Annotated in this window: 20 protein-coding genes; 12 read left to right on the top strand and 8 right to left on the bottom strand. The window is 61.2% G+C overall.

Translation table 11 applies throughout. The features are described from left to right. The first annotated feature begins 83 nt into the window (after positions 1–83). The 5 genes from JOE27_RS10610 to recX all read left to right on the top strand — a co-directional run bounded on the left by JOE27_RS10610 (position 84) and on the right by recX (position 3,616). Positions 84–830, top strand: a complete 747-nt coding sequence (locus tag JOE27_RS10610) for a S24 family peptidase (protein WP_046788325.1) — start codon at positions 84–86, stop codon at positions 828–830. Between the two features lie 202 nt (positions 831–1,032). After that, positions 1,033–1,368 carry a phage holin family protein gene (locus JOE27_RS10605; protein ID WP_204918687.1) on the top strand — a complete coding sequence of 112 codons (336 nt, stop codon included), beginning with the start codon at positions 1,033–1,035 and terminating at the stop codon, positions 1,366–1,368. Between the two features lie 106 nt (positions 1,369–1,474). Next, positions 1,475–1,957, top strand: coding sequence for a nicotinamide-nucleotide amidohydrolase family protein (locus JOE27_RS10600; RefSeq protein ID WP_204918685.1), 483 nt, complete (start codon positions 1,475–1,477; stop codon positions 1,955–1,957). Positions 1,958–2,060: 103 nt separating this feature from the next. Beyond that, complete coding sequence (gene recA, locus JOE27_RS10595; RefSeq protein ID WP_046788327.1) at positions 2,061–3,128, top strand: recombinase RecA; 1,068 nt, start codon at positions 2,061–2,063, stop codon at positions 3,126–3,128. A gap of 17 nt (positions 3,129–3,145) precedes the next feature. After that, the gene (gene recX / locus JOE27_RS10590; protein ID WP_046788328.1) at positions 3,146–3,616 is read left to right on the top strand and encodes a recombination regulator RecX; all 471 of its coding nucleotides are present in this window, start codon (positions 3,146–3,148) and stop codon (positions 3,614–3,616) included. Between the two features lie 25 nt (positions 3,617–3,641). Here the strand turns inward: recX and JOE27_RS10585 are convergent, their stop codons facing one another. Beyond that, a complete protein-coding gene (locus JOE27_RS10585) occupies positions 3,642–4,760 on the bottom strand; it encodes an LOG family protein (RefSeq protein ID WP_115274051.1) in 1,119 nt (372 codons plus the stop codon). A gap of 302 nt (positions 4,761–5,062) precedes the next feature. Here JOE27_RS10585 and JOE27_RS10580 point away from each other — a divergent pair, with 302 nt between their 5' ends. Next, positions 5,063–5,266 carry a hypothetical protein gene (locus JOE27_RS10580; RefSeq protein ID WP_046787958.1) on the top strand — a complete coding sequence of 68 codons (204 nt, stop codon included), beginning with the start codon at positions 5,063–5,065 and terminating at the stop codon, positions 5,264–5,266. On the opposite strand, the gene JOE27_RS10575 is transcribed toward JOE27_RS10580, so the two are convergent. Beyond that, positions 5,267–5,686, bottom strand: coding sequence for a quorum-sensing-regulated virulence factor family protein (locus tag JOE27_RS10575; RefSeq protein WP_012315846.1), 420 nt, complete (start codon positions 5,684–5,686; stop codon positions 5,267–5,269). Between JOE27_RS10575 and JOE27_RS10570 the strand changes: the two genes are divergently transcribed. From JOE27_RS10570 to JOE27_RS10555, 4 genes are all read left to right on the top strand, one after another. Next, positions 5,685–5,828: a hypothetical protein gene (locus JOE27_RS10570; RefSeq protein WP_158621143.1), complete on the top strand. Its 144-nt coding sequence runs from the start codon at positions 5,685–5,687 to the stop codon at positions 5,826–5,828. The two genes, JOE27_RS10575 and JOE27_RS10570, sit on opposite strands and share 2 nt — an antisense overlap. Positions 5,829–5,909: 81 nt before the next feature. Beyond that, positions 5,910–6,620 (top strand): tRNA-uridine aminocarboxypropyltransferase, encoded by a 711-nt coding sequence (locus JOE27_RS10565; protein ID WP_115274052.1) that lies wholly within the window; start codon positions 5,910–5,912, stop codon positions 6,618–6,620. A 178-nt stretch (positions 6,621–6,798) separates the two neighbouring features. Next, the gene (erdR, locus tag JOE27_RS10560) at positions 6,799–7,449 is read left to right on the top strand and encodes a response regulator transcription factor ErdR (RefSeq protein WP_012315844.1); all 651 of its coding nucleotides are present in this window, start codon (positions 6,799–6,801) and stop codon (positions 7,447–7,449) included. A 73-nt stretch (positions 7,450–7,522) separates the two neighbouring features. Then, the gene (locus JOE27_RS10555; RefSeq protein WP_046787960.1) at positions 7,523–7,885 is read left to right on the top strand and encodes a diacylglycerol kinase; all 363 of its coding nucleotides are present in this window, start codon (positions 7,523–7,525) and stop codon (positions 7,883–7,885) included. Here the strand turns inward: JOE27_RS10555 and finR are convergent. After that, a complete protein-coding gene (gene finR / locus JOE27_RS10550; RefSeq protein WP_046787961.1) occupies positions 7,882–8,808 on the bottom strand; it encodes a LysR family transcriptional regulator FinR in 927 nt (308 codons plus the stop codon). The two genes, JOE27_RS10555 and finR, sit on opposite strands and share 4 nt — an antisense overlap. Before the next feature lie 117 nt (positions 8,809–8,925). Here finR and fpr point away from each other — a divergent pair, with 117 nt between their 5' ends. Next, positions 8,926–9,705, top strand: coding sequence for a ferredoxin-NADP reductase (gene fpr, locus JOE27_RS10545; protein WP_012315841.1), 780 nt, complete (start codon positions 8,926–8,928; stop codon positions 9,703–9,705). A gap of 246 nt (positions 9,706–9,951) precedes the next feature. Here fpr and tsaA read toward each other — a convergent pair whose 3' ends face one another. From tsaA to rimO, 5 genes are all read right to left on the bottom strand, one after another. Continuing rightward, positions 9,952–10,647: a tRNA (N6-threonylcarbamoyladenosine(37)-N6)-methyltransferase TrmO gene (tsaA, locus tag JOE27_RS10540; protein ID WP_046787962.1), complete on the bottom strand. Its 696-nt coding sequence runs from the start codon at positions 10,645–10,647 to the stop codon at positions 9,952–9,954. A 6-nt stretch (positions 10,648–10,653) separates the two neighbouring features. Continuing rightward, positions 10,654–11,115 carry a DUF1456 family protein gene (locus tag JOE27_RS10535; protein ID WP_115274053.1) on the bottom strand — a complete coding sequence of 154 codons (462 nt, stop codon included), beginning with the start codon at positions 11,113–11,115 and terminating at the stop codon, positions 10,654–10,656. Between the two features lie 47 nt (positions 11,116–11,162). Beyond that, complete coding sequence (locus JOE27_RS10530; RefSeq protein WP_046787964.1) at positions 11,163–11,873, bottom strand: rRNA pseudouridine synthase; 711 nt, start codon at positions 11,871–11,873, stop codon at positions 11,163–11,165. A gap of 121 nt (positions 11,874–11,994) precedes the next feature. Further along, a complete protein-coding gene (locus tag JOE27_RS10525) occupies positions 11,995–12,450 on the bottom strand; it encodes a GNAT family N-acetyltransferase (protein ID WP_046787965.1) in 456 nt (151 codons plus the stop codon). An 84-nt stretch (positions 12,451–12,534) separates the two neighbouring features. Beyond that, the gene (gene rimO, locus JOE27_RS10520; protein ID WP_046787966.1) at positions 12,535–13,866 is read right to left on the bottom strand and encodes a 30S ribosomal protein S12 methylthiotransferase RimO; all 1,332 of its coding nucleotides are present in this window, start codon (positions 13,864–13,866) and stop codon (positions 12,535–12,537) included. Between the two features lie 236 nt (positions 13,867–14,102). On the opposite strand from rimO, the gene JOE27_RS10515 reads away from it, so the two are divergent. Then, entirely contained in the window at positions 14,103–16,001 is a 1,899-nt protein-coding gene (locus JOE27_RS10515) for a potassium transporter Kup (protein WP_046787967.1), read from the top strand. Positions 16,002–16,039: the final 38 nt, after the last annotated feature.

The following is a 16,039-nucleotide window of genomic DNA, read 5'->3' as shown; positions in this document are numbered from 1 at the left end:
CTTTTTGGCCGAGATGCAGGCGGCGGGCAAGTGCCCTCGCGCCCCGGCTGCATGAATTGCATTTCCTGTGGCGGCGCTGCATTATGCATGCTATGCAGAAACGCAATGTAGCCACCGTACTCAGAGAGTTGCTCGCCCGCCACGGCCTGTCCCCCACAGAGCTGCACCGGCGCACGGGCGTGCCTCAATCCACCCTGTCGCGGATCCTCAGCGAGAAGATCGTCGATCCCTCGGATAGGCACGTGTCGAAAATTGCCGACTATTTCGGCGTCAACACCGAACAGCTGCGCGGCCGCGCCGAGCTTGGCGCCTCACGCGAAGCCGCATTGCCGGCCCGCGGCCATGCGGACCTCAGCGACATCAGCCTGTGGGACGATGAAACGCCCGTCGAGGACGACGAGGTGTCAGTACCCTTTCTTCGTGAGGTCGAATTGGCAGCAGGATCAGGAAGGTTCGTCATCGAGGAAAGCGAGCGCGCCCGCCTGCGGTTCGGCAAGCGCAGCCTGCGCCATAACGGCGTGCAGTTCGACCAGGCCAAATGCGTGACCGTGCGCGGCAACAGCATGCTGCCGGTACTGCGCGACGGGGCGACGGTCGGGGTAAACACCGGCAAGTGTTCGATCGGTGACATCATCGATGGTGATCTCTACGCCATCAACCACAATGGTCAATTGCGGGTGAAGCAGGTGTATCGGCTGCCCACCGGTATTCGCCTGCGCAGCTTCAATCGCGACGAACACCCTGATGAAGACTACAGCTTTCAGCAGTTGCAGGAAGAGCAGATCAGCTTGCTCGGGCATGTGTTCTGGTGGGGCATGTACGCCCGCTGACCAGGCCTTTTTCAAGAAAACCCGCTTCGGCGGTTTTTTTTCGTCTGGAGAAAAGCCCTACAGCCTGATGAGCAAAAGCATTCATGGCTATCAGCAAAGTCATGCCTACAGTTAAATGAATAAATGCATTGACTGCATATGCGCTAACGCATAGCTTGTGTCTCAAGGCGGACTGAGCCTTTGTTACACAGGAGACAGGACAGTGACGAACGAGCAACAAGTGTTACTGGAGATGCCGCTCTGGCTGGTAATCGTCCTGGCATCGCTGGGCGGCCTCAGCGGCGAAATGTGGCGGGCCGACAAGGCGGGCGCCACCGGTTGGTCGCTGCTGCGGCGGCTGGCGCTGCGCTCCGGCGCCTGTATCGTCTGCGGGGTTTCGACGGTGATGTTGCTGTATGCCGGCGGCCTGTCGATCTGGGCGGCCAGCGCATTTGGTTGCCTGACTGCGGTAGGTGGAGCCGATGTGGCCATGCGTCTTTATGAGTGCTGGGCGATCAGGCGGCTGGGCTTGCGTGGCACCGCGTCGAGCGATGAATGACCAGGAGGATGTGCGTGCGAAAGTTTGAGCATGGGTAGAACAATGCCTGTCCCGATCAGCCCCCTCAAATGCTAGGGTGTCGCTCAGCCTCTTCCAGGAGTTGCCCATGGACCCGATCACCGTTCTCTCCGCCCGGCTGGGCGAACACCTGCGCCGCTTCAGCGCCCAGGTCAGCACCGCCGAATCTTGCACCGGCGGCGGCATCGCCGAAGCCATCACCCGCGTACCTGGCAGCTCCGCCTGGTTCGAGGCAGGCTATGTCACCTACTCCAACGCCCAGAAGACTCGCCAGCTTGGGGTCCCAGAACCGTTGTTCGCCCAAGTCGGTGCAGTCAGCCAGGAAGTGGTCGAAGCCATGGTTCGCGGCGCCCAGGCGGCCAGCGGTGCGCGTTTTGCCGTGGCAGTCAGTGGCGTGGCCGGGCCCGACGGTGGCTCGCCGGCCAAACCGGTCGGTACCGTGTGGCTGGCATGGGCCGATGGCAGTCACGTGAGCAGTGAGCGTCGCCACTTCGACGGCGACCGTGAAGCAGTGCGCCGACAGACGGTGATCGCCGCGTTAGACGGCTTGTTACAGCTTGGTGCCGAGTAAATCGACGACAGGGGTTTGCTCAAACGCTTCCCTGTGGAATAATACTGGCTACTTATACAGGTATTCCGGCCATCAGGGCCAAGTCGAACACGTGAGGATTTCAATGGACGACAACAAGAAGCGCGCCTTGGCTGCGGCCCTGGGTCAGATCGAACGCCAATTCGGCAAAGGCGCGGTCATGCGCATGGGCGATCACGAGCGCACCGGCATTCCGGCCATTTCTACCGGCTCCCTGGGCCTGGACATCGCTCTGGGCATCGGCGGCCTGCCAAAAGGCCGTATCGTCGAGATCTATGGCCCGGAGTCTTCGGGTAAAACCACACTGACCCTGTCGGTCATCGCCGAAGCCCAGAAAAGCGGCGCCACCTGCGCCTTCGTCGACGCCGAGCACGCTCTCGACCCAGAGTACGCCGGCAAACTGGGCGTCAACGTCGACGACCTGCTGGTTTCGCAGCCGGATACCGGCGAGCAGGCGCTGGAAATTACCGACATGCTGGTGCGTTCCAACGCCGTTGACGTAATCATCGTCGACTCCGTGGCCGCCCTGGTGCCCAAGGCAGAAATCGAAGGCGAGATGGGTGACATGCACGTTGGCCTCCAGGCCCGTCTGATGTCCCAGGCGCTGCGCAAGATCACCGGTAACATCAAGAACGCCAACTGCCTGGTCATCTTCATCAACCAGATCCGTATGAAGATCGGTGTGATGTTCGGCAGCCCGGAAACCACCACCGGTGGTAACGCCCTGAAGTTCTACGCCTCGGTGCGCCTGGACATCCGTCGTACTGGTGCAGTCAAGGAAGGCGACGAAGTCGTCGGCAGCGAAACCCGCGTCAAAATCGTCAAGAACAAGGTCTCGCCGCCGTTCCGTCAGGCTGAGTTCCAGATTCTTTACGGTAAGGGTATCTACCGTAACGGCGAAATCATTGACCTGGGCGTTGCTCAAGGGTTGGTCGAGAAGTCGGGTGCCTGGTATGCCTACCAGGGCAACAAGATCGGCCAAGGCAAGGCTAACGCAGCCAAGTACCTGCAAGAGAACCCGGCCATTGGTGCCGAGATCGAGAAGCAGATTCGCGAGAAGCTGCTCAAGGCGGGTGTTGTTGCCGAAGCGGGCAAGGCTGCTGCAGCCGATGCCAAAGCCGACGACGTGGCTGACGCCGACGCCGGTTATTGATAGCTGCTTGGCCGATCATGTCCGTCGTACTCGACACCCCCGTCGCCGTTCGGCGGACAGCCATGGACCTGCTTGCGCGCCGCGAGCATGGTCGCGTCGAGCTGACGCGCAAACTGCGTCAGCGCGGCGCTACGGATGAGCTGATCGAGCCCGCGCTTGATCGGCTCGCCGAAGAAGGGCTGCTCAGTGAGGCCCGCTACCTTGAAAGCTTCATCAGGTACCGTTCCAATGCCGGCTATGGCCCGGCGCGTATTCGCGAGGAGCTGGGCCAGCGTGGCCTGAACCGTGGCGATATTGACCAGGCACTGCGTGACTGTGGTGTGAACTGGGCAGAGCGGCTACAGGATGCCTGGCAGCGCAAATATGCCGGGCTACGTCCGCATGACCCCCGCAGCCGTGCCCAGCAAACCCGGTTTCTCGCTTACCGTGGGTTTCCCTTGGACATGATCGGCCGCCTGCTCAGCGGCCGAGACTTGGACGACTACTGATCTAACAGCCACATCGCAGGCGCACTCAGCTGACCTTCAACGCCTCCCGCGCCCGCTGCGTGGTATGCATCGGCTGTGGCTTTGCCCAGTTCTCCGACAGGTTGATGAAATCCACCAGCTCACGCAGACGCCCTTGATTACGCCCATTGAAGGCAAAGGTCAGGCGGGTCAGATGGTTGTAGTTGCCTACTTCATGCTCTACGCCACTGTCGGCATGTTGATGGTACTTCCCGCTCAGTCGTAAATCGGCAAAGGCTTCCTGAATCTCATGCAGTGCCGCGTCGCTGAGCCGATGGTGCATGCGGATCACAAACTGGTTCTTCAGCCAGCGGCTGGAGTGGTAGTTGCTGTAGAACTGGTTGATTTCCTCCACTGCCTCGTCGGCACTGTGTACCAGGCGCACCAGCTTGAGGTCACTGGGCAGGATGTAGCGGTTTTCTTCCAGTTGCCTGCTGATGAAGTCCAGGCAGTCACGCCAAAAGCTGCCACCTGGTGAGTCCAGCAGGACCACCGGCACCAGTGGGCTCTTGCCAGTCTGAATCAGCGTCAGTACTTCCAGTGCCTCATCGAGCGTGCCGAAACCTCCCGGGCAAAGGACCAGGGCGTCGGCTTCCTTGACGAAGAACAGCTTGCGAATGAAGAAAAAGTGGAAGGGCAGCAGCTTGTCAGTGCCATCCACTGTCGGGTTGGCGTGCTGTTCGAAAGGAAGGGTGATGTTGAAGCCCAAGCTATGATCGCTACCCGCGCCTTCGTGCGCTGCGGCCATGATGCCGCCGCCTGCGCCGGTAATGACCATGAGGTCGGAGCGGGCCAGTGTGGCACCCAGCTCGCGAGCCAAGGCATACATCGGGTGTTCCAGCGGTGTGCGCGCCGAGCCGAAAACGGTGACCTTGCGCCGACCCTTGTAGCGTTGCAGGCTGCGGAAGGAGTGGTCCAGCTCGCGAAGGGCCTGCAAGGTGATCTTGGCACTCCAGCGATCGGTGTCGTCGTGGGCCATGCGCAAGATGGTCAGCATCATGTCACGGTACAGTGGCAGGTTGGGGCTGTCCGGTGCGACCAGTTGCAGTTGTTCATCGAGTTTACTCAGGTCGATACCACTGTCCCTGAAGTGATTGAACAGATACTCATTGGGTTGGTAAGGCATTCAACGTCTCCTTCTGCAGCAAAACCTCTGACCGAGCTGATGGCTGGGCTCGGCCGCGACACTACGTGCGTCGCTGGCTGCTCTGGCTCGAGTGTGCGTCCCGAGCATTGCAGTAGGCCTTCAAGGCCCTGATGCAGGTGCGTAATTCATCTTGTCGTTTTTGTGCGCTTCGCTATCAATCTAGACCCTCGCGCCACTTCATGCAGGCACTATCACCAAGGCCGCTCGTCGGCACGCGGCCATTGATGGCAAGGGTTTGGTTAACTGGAGAAGCGAAACGTGTCGATGCAGGAGGTGGCGGTATGCATCGCTTGGTCATCGAGGTAGACCGGCAGCTCTATCAGCAGCTGGAACATGCGGCACAGGTTCATCATGTGAGCCTGGAGGCGGAGTGCCTGCGGCGGTTGGCTGCGTTGGAATGCCAGTCACCTTACCTGCAGGCGCTTCTGGCAGAGATGCGCGCCGAGGAAGAGCCGCGGCGCGCGGAGGATGAGCGGGTCAGTTGATTACTTCTTCTTGTTTCCGGCAGTGCAGCTGGCAGCGTCAAAGGCCTGGTCCATGACCGGTTGATTGGTCTTGTAGACGGTGAAGCGATAGACCATCACGGCGCCTTTTGACATCAGGTTGCGGTAACCGCTGTTCCGGCAGACGCTGTCACCTAGCTGGCTGCGCACCTGCTCTGCGTTTTGCTGCATGCGTGCGGCGTGCTCGGCGCGCACGCTCAGGTGGTTCACCAGTGCCTTGCCTTCAACGGTATAACCCTGGTCGAGGATATCTTCGTTGATGGCTCGCGGGGTGCCGACGCTGCTTTCCTTGGCGACCTTTTCCAGCATCTTGTTCAGCTCGAACTCCTGCTTGGAGGCCGCCTGGGCTGCCAGTGGCAGGGTGAGCAACAGGCTCAGGGTCGGGACGATAAGACGCAGCATGAATCTCTCCTGGTTCGGTGACTGGCGCTTCGACATGCGCAGACGGCTGGTGTTCCATGAAACCCGCAGAATCGCGGGCAGGCTCGCGGCCACCAAAACGCTGATTATAAAGGACCAGCCGGTCCAGCTGCACGGCAAATGACGCCCGCTCTGGTAGACTGGCGCTTTGTTTTCATCGAGTTATCGCAGTGTCCAGTCACAACCTGTCCCGAGGCTTGCCAGCATGAGCCATGCGGTAGCGCGCCTGCGCGCCGAACGGCTGGCCCGCAGCATCAAGCCGTTCATTGCTCGTGGTTCACGTGCCGAACGCTGCCCTGACTGTCGGGTTATCGCCACCCATTGCCTGTGTGCCTGGAAGCCCAAGGTGCACGCCGACTCTGGCGTATGCCTGTTGATGCATGATACCGAGCCATTGAAGCCGACCAACACCGGCTGGCTGATCGCCGACCTCATCGAAGATACCTCTGCCTTCGGCTGGTTGCGAACGTCGGTGGACGAACGCTTGTTGACCTTGCTGGCAGACCCACAGTGGCAGCCGTACATCGTCTTCCCTGGCGAATTCGTCGCCCAGGAGCGGGTGGTCAGCGAGGTCGTGCGTGAGCCGGGCAAACGCCCGCTGTTCATCCTGCTGGATGCCACCTGGACCGAAGCCCGCAAGATGTTCCGCAAGAGCCCTTATCTTGACCGCTTCCCGGTGCTGAGCCTGCAAGCTGAGCAGATGTCGCGCTATCGCCTGCGCCGCTCCAAGCGCGATGATCATTTCTGTACTGCGGAAGTTGCTGCCATGTGCCTGGACCTTGCGGGTGACGACCAAGCCTCCCAAGCCTTGGATGCGTATCTGGATGTGTTCAGCCTGCACTACCTCAGTGGCAAGCGTCGCCTGCCTCTGGACGAGCAGGACGCGACCCACCAGCGTTTGCATACCTTCCTATAGTCCAAGGGGCACAAGCCCCACTTTGGTTCATAATGACGGGGCTGGCGGCCAGGATGAAGCGAGGCGGCAGGGCGAGTGGTTTGACCTGCCCGGCCGTGCTCGGCACCTTGGCGCCGATTCCCCGCCGGGCGCTATTCCTCCGCCGCTGCGCCTGGCACAGAACAGGATCCTTAGATCGATGGCCATGTACGAAATCCTGATTGCCGATGACCACCCGCTGTTTCGTAGCGCTCTGCGCCAGGCCGTCACCCTCGGCCTGGGCGCGGATGTGCGCCTGGTCGAGGTGGCGAGCATCGCCGAGCTGGAAAGCCGGCTGAGCGAAAAAGCCGACTGGGACCTGGTCCTGCTGGACCTGAACATGCCGGGCGCCTATGGTTTCTCCGGGCTGGTCCTGCTGCGTGGCCAGTACCCTCAGATCCCGGTGGTGATGGTCTCGGCCCAGGAAGAGGCTGCCGTTGTAGTCAAGTCCCGCGAGTTTGGGGCCAGTGGTTTCATTCCAAAGTCCAGTGGGCTGGAAGTGATTCAGGATGCAGTGAGGAAGGTGCTCGATGGCGACGTCTGGTGGCCGCCTCAGGCATTTGAAAGGGTCGATGTCTCGGCCGAGGCCAAAGCCGCCAGCGAAGGCCTGGCCAGCCTCACGCCACAGCAGTTTCGCGTGTTGACCATGGTCTGTGAAGGCTTGCTGAACAAACAGATCGCCTATGAGCTGAATGTGTCGGAAGCGACCATCAAGGCCCATGTGACGGCCATTTTCCGCAAGCTGGGTGTGCGCACTCGGACCCAGGCGGCCTTGTTGCTGCAACAACTTGAATCCGTTGCGAGCAGCTAAATGCTTGCCGCTTCACGCTTTTTTGACTCATTTTGAACTAGTCTGCTGGCCTTTCATCGGTGAAGTGACGCACATGTCGCCATTCAAAGGCCAGACCGGCCTCAAACGTATCTTCAACGCCGCCGGCTATTCGCTGGACGGCCTGCGCGCCGCCTTCAAAGGCGAGGCTGCTTTCCGTCAACTGGTACTGCTCAATGTGCTGCTCATCCCGATTGCCTTTTGGCTGCCGGTAAGCCGCGCCGAGCGGGCCATCATGATCGCCGTGTGCCTGCTCGGGCTGATCGTCGAACTGTTCAACTCGGCGGTGGAGGCGGCCATCGACCGCATTTCGCTGGAGCGCCATCCGCTTTCGAAAAACGCCAAAGACATGGGCAGTGCTGCGCAATTCGTAGCACTGACCATGGTGGCGTTGGTCTGGGGCGTTATCCTGCTCTAAGCGATCGGTGGCAAGACGATCTCGTCACTGCGGGTAAACCCTGCGGTGAAGTTGCGGCACAACTCGAGAAACTCGCGCATGGCCGAGGTCTGGTATTTTTGTTTGTGCCAGATGAAGTAGAACTGGCGCATCAGGTCCAGCTCCGGGGTTTCGACCGGCACCAGGCTGCCACGCCGGAAGGCATCGCGCAGGGCCAGGCGCGATATGCAGCCAATACCCAGGCCTGATTCCACGGCACGCTTGATCGCTTCGGTATGCTCCAGCTCCAGGCGTATGTTCAGGTTGGCGCGATGATGCCGCATGGCCTGATCGAATGTCAGGCGGGTGCCGGAGCCTTGCTCGCGAAGAATCCAGGCTTCCTGGGACAGGCTTTCGATATCTGCGCGGCCCACCTTGGCCAGCGGGTGTTGCGGCGCGCAGAACACTACCAGTTCGTCCTCAACCCAAGGCTGTACCTCCAGGTCCGGATGGTTGCAGTCGCCTTCGATCAGACCCAGATCAATTTCGTATTGTGCAACCTGGTGCACGATATGGGCTGTGTTCTGCACGTGCAGCTTGACCTGGCTTTCCGGGTGTACCTGCATGAAGCTACCGATCAGCAAGGTGGCCAGGTAGTTGCCAATGGTCAGTGTGGCGCCGACTGCCAGTGAGCCAAAACCGGACTTGCCGTTGAGCAGGTCTTCGATCTCCTTGGCCTGGTCGAGCAGCGCAACCGCTTGCGGCAGCAGCTGATGCCCCAAGGCGTTGAGGGCCAGGCGTTTACCTGCACGGTCGAACAACTGGCAGCTCGATTGTCGCTCCAGTTCAGTGATGGACGTGCTGGCAGCCGACTGCGACAGGGCCAGCACACTGGCGGCTCGAGAGACGCTCTGATGCTGGGCCACGGCGACGAATACCTGTAGCTGACGAAGTGTGAATCGCATATCTATATAACCGATAACACATATCTTGATAATTCAGTTAACAGATATTGTCGCTGCCCCTAAACTATCGCGCAACTGTGCGCTGTGCGCGCTGCGTTTTCTTCAGGAGCCCCATCGATGAGCAACATGAACCACGAACGTGTCCTCAGTGTGCATCACTGGAACGACACCCTGTTCAGCTTCAAGTGCACCCGCGACCCGGGCCTGCGCTTCGAGAACGGTCAGTTCGTGATGATCGGCCTGCAGCAGGACAGCGGCCGTCCGCTCATGCGCGCCTACTCCATCGCTTCGCCCAACTGGGAAGAGCACCTGGAATTCTTCAGCATCAAGGTGCCTGACGGCCCGCTGACCTCCCAGCTGCAGCACCTGAAGGAAGGCGACGAGATCATCATCAGCAAGAAGCCTACCGGTACGCTGGTCCTCGACGACCTGAACCCGGGCAAGCACCTGTACCTGCTGAGCACCGGCACTGGCCTGGCGCCGTTCATGAGCGTCATTCAGGACCCGGAAACCTACGAGCGCTTCGAGAAAGTGATCCTGGTGCACGGTGTGCGCTACGTGAACGAAGTGGCCTATCGCGAGTTCATCACCGAACACCTGCCACAGAACGAGTTCTTTGGTGAGGCGGTGCGTGACAAGCTGATCTACTACCCGACCGTTACCCGCGAGCCGTTCGAAAACCAGGGCCGCCTGACTGACCTGATGCGCAGCGGCAAGCTGTTCAGCGATATCGGCCTGCCACCGATCAACCCGCAGGACGACCGCGCCATGATCTGTGGTAGCCCGAGCATGCTCGACGAGACCAGCGAAGTTCTCGACAGCTTCGGCCTGAAGATCTCCCCGCGCATGCGTGAGCCGGGTGACTACCTGATCGAGCGTGCTTTCGTCGAGAAGTAATCGACCGGCAATGAAGGCGCAGGCTTGGCCTGATGCCAGTCAGTTAAGCGTTTTGGGGCCGCTTTGCGGCCCATCGCCGGCAAGCCGGCTCCCACAGGTACAGCGCAGACCTCAAGAACTGTGCGGTCCCGGTAGGAGCCGGCTTGCCGGCGATGTGCTGCGTAGCAGCCCTGACAACGCTAACTGACTGGCATTAAGGTAAGGCCTGCGTTTTTTATGCCTGTGCGACTGAGGTTGCCAGTGCTTTCAGTTTTCCGGCACGACCTCAAGCACGCGAATTACATCCGGCTGCGGGTAGTGCCACCTGACCTGCACATCCCAGAACTTCACCCCATACACCCGCTCTGGCGGCGGCACCTGATAGGCCGGTCGTGGGTCCTGTGCCAGGCACTGTTCGATAAGCTCCACCAGTGGTTCGCCCAGGCGCAGGGCGTGTTCGCGGGCCTGGGGCAGGGCGCTATCGCCCCAGTGCACGGCAATCGCGGCAGGCGCATCGCTGGCCATCAGGTTGCTCGCCCCGGCGATGCTGTCGGCATAGGGAACATACGGCTTGATATCCAGCACCGGCGTGCCATCGAGCAGATCGATGCCGGACAGCAGCAGCCGACCCGGCTCCACAGCCTCCAGGCGTACCACCGACTGGCCGATGCCATTGGGCCGATGGGTCGCTCGCGTAGCGAACACGCCCATGCTTTTGTTGCCGCCCAAGCGTGGTGGGCGCACTTTAAGGCGTGGCTTGTCTTCCAGGGCCTGATGGAACAGGAACAACAGCCACACATGGCTGACCTGCTCCAGGCCCGCCACGGCCTCGCCTTGGTCGAACGGCGGCAGCAACTCAAGTACCCCGCGTGCAGCCGGCGCCAGCTGTGGCTGCCGCGGGATTGCGAACTTCTCCTTGAAACAGGAGCGCACGATGCCGACAGGCGAAACCGTATGTTGCATGGCGAGTCAGCCGCGCACGCGCAGGGTCAGGCCCTTGAGGAAGTTGCGCAGCAACTGGTCGCCGCAAGGCCGATAGTTCTCATGGCCCACCTTGCGGAACAGCGCGCTGAGTTCGGGCTTGGAAACCGGGAAGTTGACCGACTTGAGGATCACATGCAGGTCGTCTTCCTTGAGCTCAAAGGCTACGCGCAGCTTCTTGAGGATGGTGTTGTTGGTCACCGGCAGCTCTACAGGCTGTGGCGGACGGCTATCGTCCTTGCCGCGGCGGTGGAAGACCAGACCGTCGAGAAAGTGCGCCATGACCCGCTCGGGGCAGCGCACAAAACCGGGCTCGTCCTCTTTCTTCAGGTAGGTGGCGAGCACCACCGGATTAACCTCCAGGCCCGAGAGCGCGATGATCTCGGCCATCTTGGCGTCGTTCACCTTGAGCATGTAGCGCAGGCTGCGCAGTACATCGTTGTGGTTCATTGCTGCAAAATCCTGTTCAGATGCCACGCCTGGGCGTGGCGCATCGCTTAGAAACGTTCAGTGCCGGCCAGGTAACGCCAGTTGCCCACAGGCAGCTTGCCCATGGATACACCGCCCAGGCGAATACGGCGCATACTGAGTATTTCCAGGCGCAGGTAGGCGCAGATCTCGGAGATCTGCCCGGGTTGTGGGTTCTTCAGGGCCAGGCGCAGGTGGGTCTCGTTTTGCCAGCTGGCCTTGGCCTTGGGCAGTTCCCGATCATTGCGCGTCGCGCCGCGCGCCAGGCGCTCCAGCGCCTGTGGCGTGGTCTCGCCGCGCACTTCAATGATGTATTCCTGTTCCAGGCGACGCAGGTCGGCCTCGATCTTGCGGGTAACCTTCCAATCCTGGGTGAACACCTGCAGGCCACTGGCACCGCGCTCCAGGGGCGCCGAACAGGTCAGCCGGGTGAAGTGCCCGTGCAGCGGCCGCACGCCTTCGCGATGTGCTTCGCTGAGGCTGGCCATGTTCATGCTGGCGCGGGCCGTATCGATATCGACACCCGCAGGCTGGTTGAGCAGCAGGGTAACCGGGTCAAGCGCCTCGGCATTGGCGCCCGGCAACAGCTCGACAGCCTGGTGTTCGACCTTGAACTGAGGCTGCTCGACTACAACGCCATCGACCGTGACCCAGCCTCCTTCGATATACAGCTCTGCCTCTCGGCGTGAGCAGCCGAGCTGCTCGATGAGGCGTTTGGACAGGCGGACGGGTTCGGACATGGCAGGCAATTCGCAAGGCAGGGAAAGTCTTACATTGTACCTGCCCATTTGCGGTTGATGACGGGAATCTGTGCCGAATGCACCATTTCGGAAGTATTGCACGGCATCCTGCGACAAAGTCCTAGGACGCTGTACGAATCAGCTTCATATGAAGCAATGGATAGGGCTGCCCCAGGCCATCTGTTTCGGAGCGCCCGATCACTTCGAAGCCCTCGTGCAGGTAGAAGCCCAAGGCTTGGGGGTTCTGTTCGTTGACATCCAGGCATTGCGCGTTCAGTTCGCTGATGGCATAGCGCAGCAAGCGCCTGCCCACGCCTCGGCCACGGTATTGGGGTGCGACGAACAGCATGTCCACACGCCCATTGGCGACACCGGCAAAGCCGCAGATGCGCTGACGGTCCTTGCAGCAGACCAGCATGACGGCGTCCAGGTACTTGCGTAGCACATGGTCGCGCAGTAGCAGGATATAAGCGTCAGGCAGAAAGTCGTGGGTTGCGCGCACCGAGTTCTCCCAGACCTGAACCAGTTCCGGGTAATCACACAGGTGGGGTGTTTGCAGCGTCAATGCCAAATGCATGCCGGTGTTCCTCGGTGGTCACTGAGGAAACCATAGATGCAAAAAGCCCCGCCAGTGGGCGGGGCTCCTTCTACGTGCGCAGCCTCAAACAGGCTCGGCCCACATGTCGTACTCGTCGGCATCGACCACCCGGCAACGGACCTTGTCGCCCGGCTTGAAGCCATGGTCGCCATCGATGAACACGCTGCCATCGATCTCAGGTGCATCGAAGAAGCTGCGGCCGACCGAGCCTTGCTCTTCGACTTCGTCGATCAGCACTTCGATTTCCTTGCCGATGCGCAATTGCAGGCGTGCGCTGCTGATGGCCTGCTGGTGGGCCATGAAGCGATCCCAGCGCTCCTGCTTGACGTCATCCGGCACTTCTTCCAGGCCCAGGTCGTTGGCAGGCGCACCTTCGACCGGCGAGTACTGGAAGCAGCCGACGCGGTCGAGCTGGGCTTCGGTCAGCCAGTCCAGCAGGTACTGGAAGTCTTCTTCGGTCTCACCCGGGAAACCGACGATGAAGGTCGAGCGGATCACCAGTTCCGGGCACTGTTCGCGCCAGTTCTTGATGCGCGCCAGGGTGCGGTCTTCGAAGGCGGGGCGCTTCATCGACTTGAGCACTTTCGGGCTGGCGTGCTGGAACGGGATGTCCAGGTACGGCAGGATCTTGCCGGCGGCCATCAGCGGGATCACGTCGTCGACGTTCGGGTACGGGTAGACGTAGTGCAGCCGCACCCAGGCGCCCAGGCTGCTCAGCGCTTCGCACAGCTCGAGCATGCGGGTCTTGACCGGGCGGCCGTTCCAGAAATCGGTCTTGTACTTGACGTCCACGCCGTAGGCGCTGGTGTCCTGGGAAATCACCAGGATCTCCTTGACGCCGGCCTTGACCAGGCGTTCGGCTTCGCTCAGCACTTCGCCGACCGGGCGGCTGACCAGCTTGCCGCGCATCGACGGGATGATGCAGAAGCTGCAGCTATGGTTGCAGCCTTCGGAGATCTTCAGGTAGGCGTAGTGGCGCGGGGTCAGCTTGACGCCCTGCGGCGGTACCAGGTCGATCAGCGGGTTGTGGTCCTGGCGTGGCGGTACCACTTCGTGCACGGCATTGACTACCTGCTCGTACTGCTGCGGGCCAGTGACCGACAGCACGCTGGGGTGCACGTCACGGATGCTGCCTTCCTCGACACCCATGCAGCCGGTGACGATGACCTTGCCGTTTTCCTTGATCGCTTCGCCGATCACTTCCAGCGACTCGGCCTTGGCGCTGTCGATGAAGCCGCAGGTGTTGACCACCACTACGTCGGCATCCTCGTAGGTGGGCACGACTTCATAACCTTCCATACGCAACTGGGTCAGAATGCGCTCGGAATCTACCAGGGCTTTTGGGCAACCCAGGCTGACGAACCCTACCTTGGGGGTGGCGGGAGTGGTGGACATGACTAACCTCGGTATTGAATACAGGTCGCCCGGCCGGAAACGGCGGCGATCCTGACGGGCGCTTCTGGGCGCCTCTGATCAAAAAGTGCGCAATTCTAGCGAGCGCAAGGTCGCTTGACCAGCACAAATGCGACGAACGCTGCGCTATGCTTCGCGCCGTTGCGTCGGGGCATGTGCGATCCCCTGGCGCGAGGCAGAATTCTACCGGTCTAGATGGCCGTTTGCGGGAGTGGTCGATGGTTCAGGCAAGCAGTCACGCCGAGGGCGGGCAGGGGGCGACGCGGTCGCTGAGCCTGTTGGTGGCAGCTGTTGGGGTGGTCTACGGCGATATCGGTACCAGCCCGTTGTATACCCTCAAGGAAGTCTTCACCGGCGGTTACGGGGTGCCGGTCAATCATGATGGTGTGCTGGGGATCCTGTCGCTGATCCTCTGGTCGCTGCTGTGGGTGGTGTCGTTCAAGTACGTGATGTTCATCCTGCGCGCCGACAACCAGGGAGAGGGCGGTACCATGGCCCTGACCGCGCTGGCGCGGCGGGCTACGGCGGCCTACCCGCGCCTGCGCACGCTGATGGTCATCTGTGGGCTGATCGGCGCCTCGCTGTTCTACGGCGACAGCATGATCACCCCGGCGGTGTCGGTGCTGTCGGCAGTAGAGGGCATGGGCCTGGCATTCGACGGTATCGACCATTGGGTGGTGCCGATTTCGCTGGTGGTGCTGGTGGCGCTGTTCCTGGTGCAAAAGCATGGCACCGAGAAGATCGGCAAGCTGTTCGGCCCGATCATGGTCACCTGGTTCGTGGTGCTGGCGGCGCTGGGGGTGCATGGCATCTCGCAGAGCCCCGAGGTGCTCAAGGCGTTCAACCCGGGCTGGGCGGTGAACTTCTTCATCGTGCACCCGGGCATGGGTGTGGCCATTCTCGGTGCTGTGGTGCTGGCCCTGACCGGTGCCGAGGCGCTGTACGCCGACATGGGCCATTTCGGTCGCAAGCCGATTGCCCGTGCCTGGTTCGCCCTGGTGCTGCCAGCATTGGTGCTCAACTATTTCGGCCAGGGCGCGATGCTGCTGCAAAACCCTGACGCTGCGCGCAACCCGTTCTACCTGCTGGCGCCGGCGTGGGCGTTGCTGCCGCTGGTGGGGCTGGCGACCATGGCCACGGTAATTGCTTCGCAGGCGGTGATCTCGGGTGCTTTCTCCCTGACCCGCCAGGCTATCCAGCTGGGTTATATCCCGCGTATGCATATCCAGCACACCTCCAGCGACGAGCAGGGGCAGATCTACATCGCAGCAGTGAACTGGACGCTGATGGCAGGCGTTGTGCTGCTGGTGATCGGCTTCGAATCATCCGGTGCGCTGGCGGCCGCTTACGGCGTGGCGGTGACCGGCACGATGCTGATGACCACCATCCTGGTGTCGGCGGTGATGCTGTTGTTGTGGAAGTGGCCGCCGGTGCTGGCGGTACCGATTCTGATTGGTTTCCTGCTGGTCGACGGGCTGTTCTTCGCCGCCAACGTGCCGAAGATTGTCCAGGGCGGCGCCTTCCCGTTACTGGCCGGGGGTGTGCTGTTCCTGCTGATGAGCACCTGGAAGCGCGGCAAGCAGATTCTGGTCGAGCGAATTGATGAGGGTGGGCTGCCGTTGCCGGTGTTCATCAGCAGCATTCGCGTACAGCCACCGCACCGCGTAGAAGGTACTGCCGTGTTCCTCACTGCGCGGCCCGATGCCGTCCCGCATGCGCTGTTGCACAACATGTTGCATAACCAGGTGCTGCACAGCCAGGTGGTACTGCTGACGGTTGTGAGTGAAGACCGGCCACGGGTGCCCGAGCAGGAGCGCTTTGAAGTGGAGGCCTATGGTGATGGCTTCTTCCGGGTGCTGTTGCACTTCGGTTTCATGGATGAGCCGGATGTGCCGGCGGCACTGAAGCTATGCCACCTGGACGGCCTGGACTTCAGCCCCATGCGTACGACTTATTTCCTAAGCCGCGAAACGGTGATCGCGTCGCGTCTTGAGGGGATGTCGCGCTGGCGGGGCAACCTGTTTGCGTTTCTGCTCAAGAACGCCAACGGTAACCTGCGTTTCTTCAACCTGCCGCTCAACCGGGTGATCGAGTTGGGTACACAGGTCGAGATCTGATCAAGGCGAGGGGCCGCAACGCGGCCCCTCGCTACGCC

The sequence above is a fragment of the Pseudomonas sp. M5 genome (genome assembly GCF_016907075.1).
GTDB lineage: Bacteria > Pseudomonadota > Gammaproteobacteria > Pseudomonadales > Pseudomonadaceae > Aquipseudomonas > Aquipseudomonas putida_E.
This window is presented reverse-complemented; position numbering and strand designations above follow the sequence as displayed.

Coding starts and splice junctions, on each gene's coding strand:
- rimO (WP_046787966.1), bottom strand. CDS start 13,866: ATGTCCACCACTCCCGCCACCCCCAAGGTAGGGTTCGTCAGCCTGGGT.
- erdR (WP_012315844.1), top strand. CDS start 6,799: ATGGCCATGTACGAAATCCTGATTGCCGATGACCACCCGCTGTTTCGT.
- JOE27_RS10570 (WP_158621143.1), top strand. CDS start 5,685: ATGAATCTCTCCTGGTTCGGTGACTGGCGCTTCGACATGCGCAGACGG.
- fpr (WP_012315841.1), top strand. CDS start 8,926: ATGAGCAACATGAACCACGAACGTGTCCTCAGTGTGCATCACTGGAAC.
- JOE27_RS10580 (WP_046787958.1), top strand. CDS start 5,063: ATGCATCGCTTGGTCATCGAGGTAGACCGGCAGCTCTATCAGCAGCTG.
- JOE27_RS10585 (WP_115274051.1), bottom strand. CDS start 4,760: ATGCCTTACCAACCCAATGAGTATCTGTTCAATCACTTCAGGGACAGT.
- JOE27_RS10555 (WP_046787960.1), top strand. CDS start 7,523: ATGTCGCCATTCAAAGGCCAGACCGGCCTCAAACGTATCTTCAACGCC.
- JOE27_RS10565 (WP_115274052.1), top strand. CDS start 5,910: ATGAGCCATGCGGTAGCGCGCCTGCGCGCCGAACGGCTGGCCCGCAGC.
- tsaA (WP_046787962.1), bottom strand. CDS start 10,647: ATGCAACATACGGTTTCGCCTGTCGGCATCGTGCGCTCCTGTTTCAAG.
- JOE27_RS10610 (WP_046788325.1), top strand. CDS start 84: ATGCATGCTATGCAGAAACGCAATGTAGCCACCGTACTCAGAGAGTTG.
- JOE27_RS10535 (WP_115274053.1), bottom strand. CDS start 11,115: ATGAACCACAACGATGTACTGCGCAGCCTGCGCTACATGCTCAAGGTG.
- JOE27_RS10525 (WP_046787965.1), bottom strand. CDS start 12,450: ATGCATTTGGCATTGACGCTGCAAACACCCCACCTGTGTGATTACCCG.
- finR (WP_046787961.1), bottom strand. CDS start 8,808: ATGCGATTCACACTTCGTCAGCTACAGGTATTCGTCGCCGTGGCCCAG.
- JOE27_RS10575 (WP_012315846.1), bottom strand. CDS start 5,686: ATGCTGCGTCTTATCGTCCCGACCCTGAGCCTGTTGCTCACCCTGCCA.
- JOE27_RS10530 (WP_046787964.1), bottom strand. CDS start 11,873: ATGTCCGAACCCGTCCGCCTGTCCAAACGCCTCATCGAGCAGCTCGGC.
- recX (WP_046788328.1), top strand. CDS start 3,146: ATGTCCGTCGTACTCGACACCCCCGTCGCCGTTCGGCGGACAGCCATG.
- JOE27_RS10600 (WP_204918685.1), top strand. CDS start 1,475: ATGGACCCGATCACCGTTCTCTCCGCCCGGCTGGGCGAACACCTGCGC.
- JOE27_RS10515 (WP_046787967.1), top strand. CDS start 14,103: ATGGTTCAGGCAAGCAGTCACGCCGAGGGCGGGCAGGGGGCGACGCGG.
- recA (WP_046788327.1), top strand. CDS start 2,061: ATGGACGACAACAAGAAGCGCGCCTTGGCTGCGGCCCTGGGTCAGATC.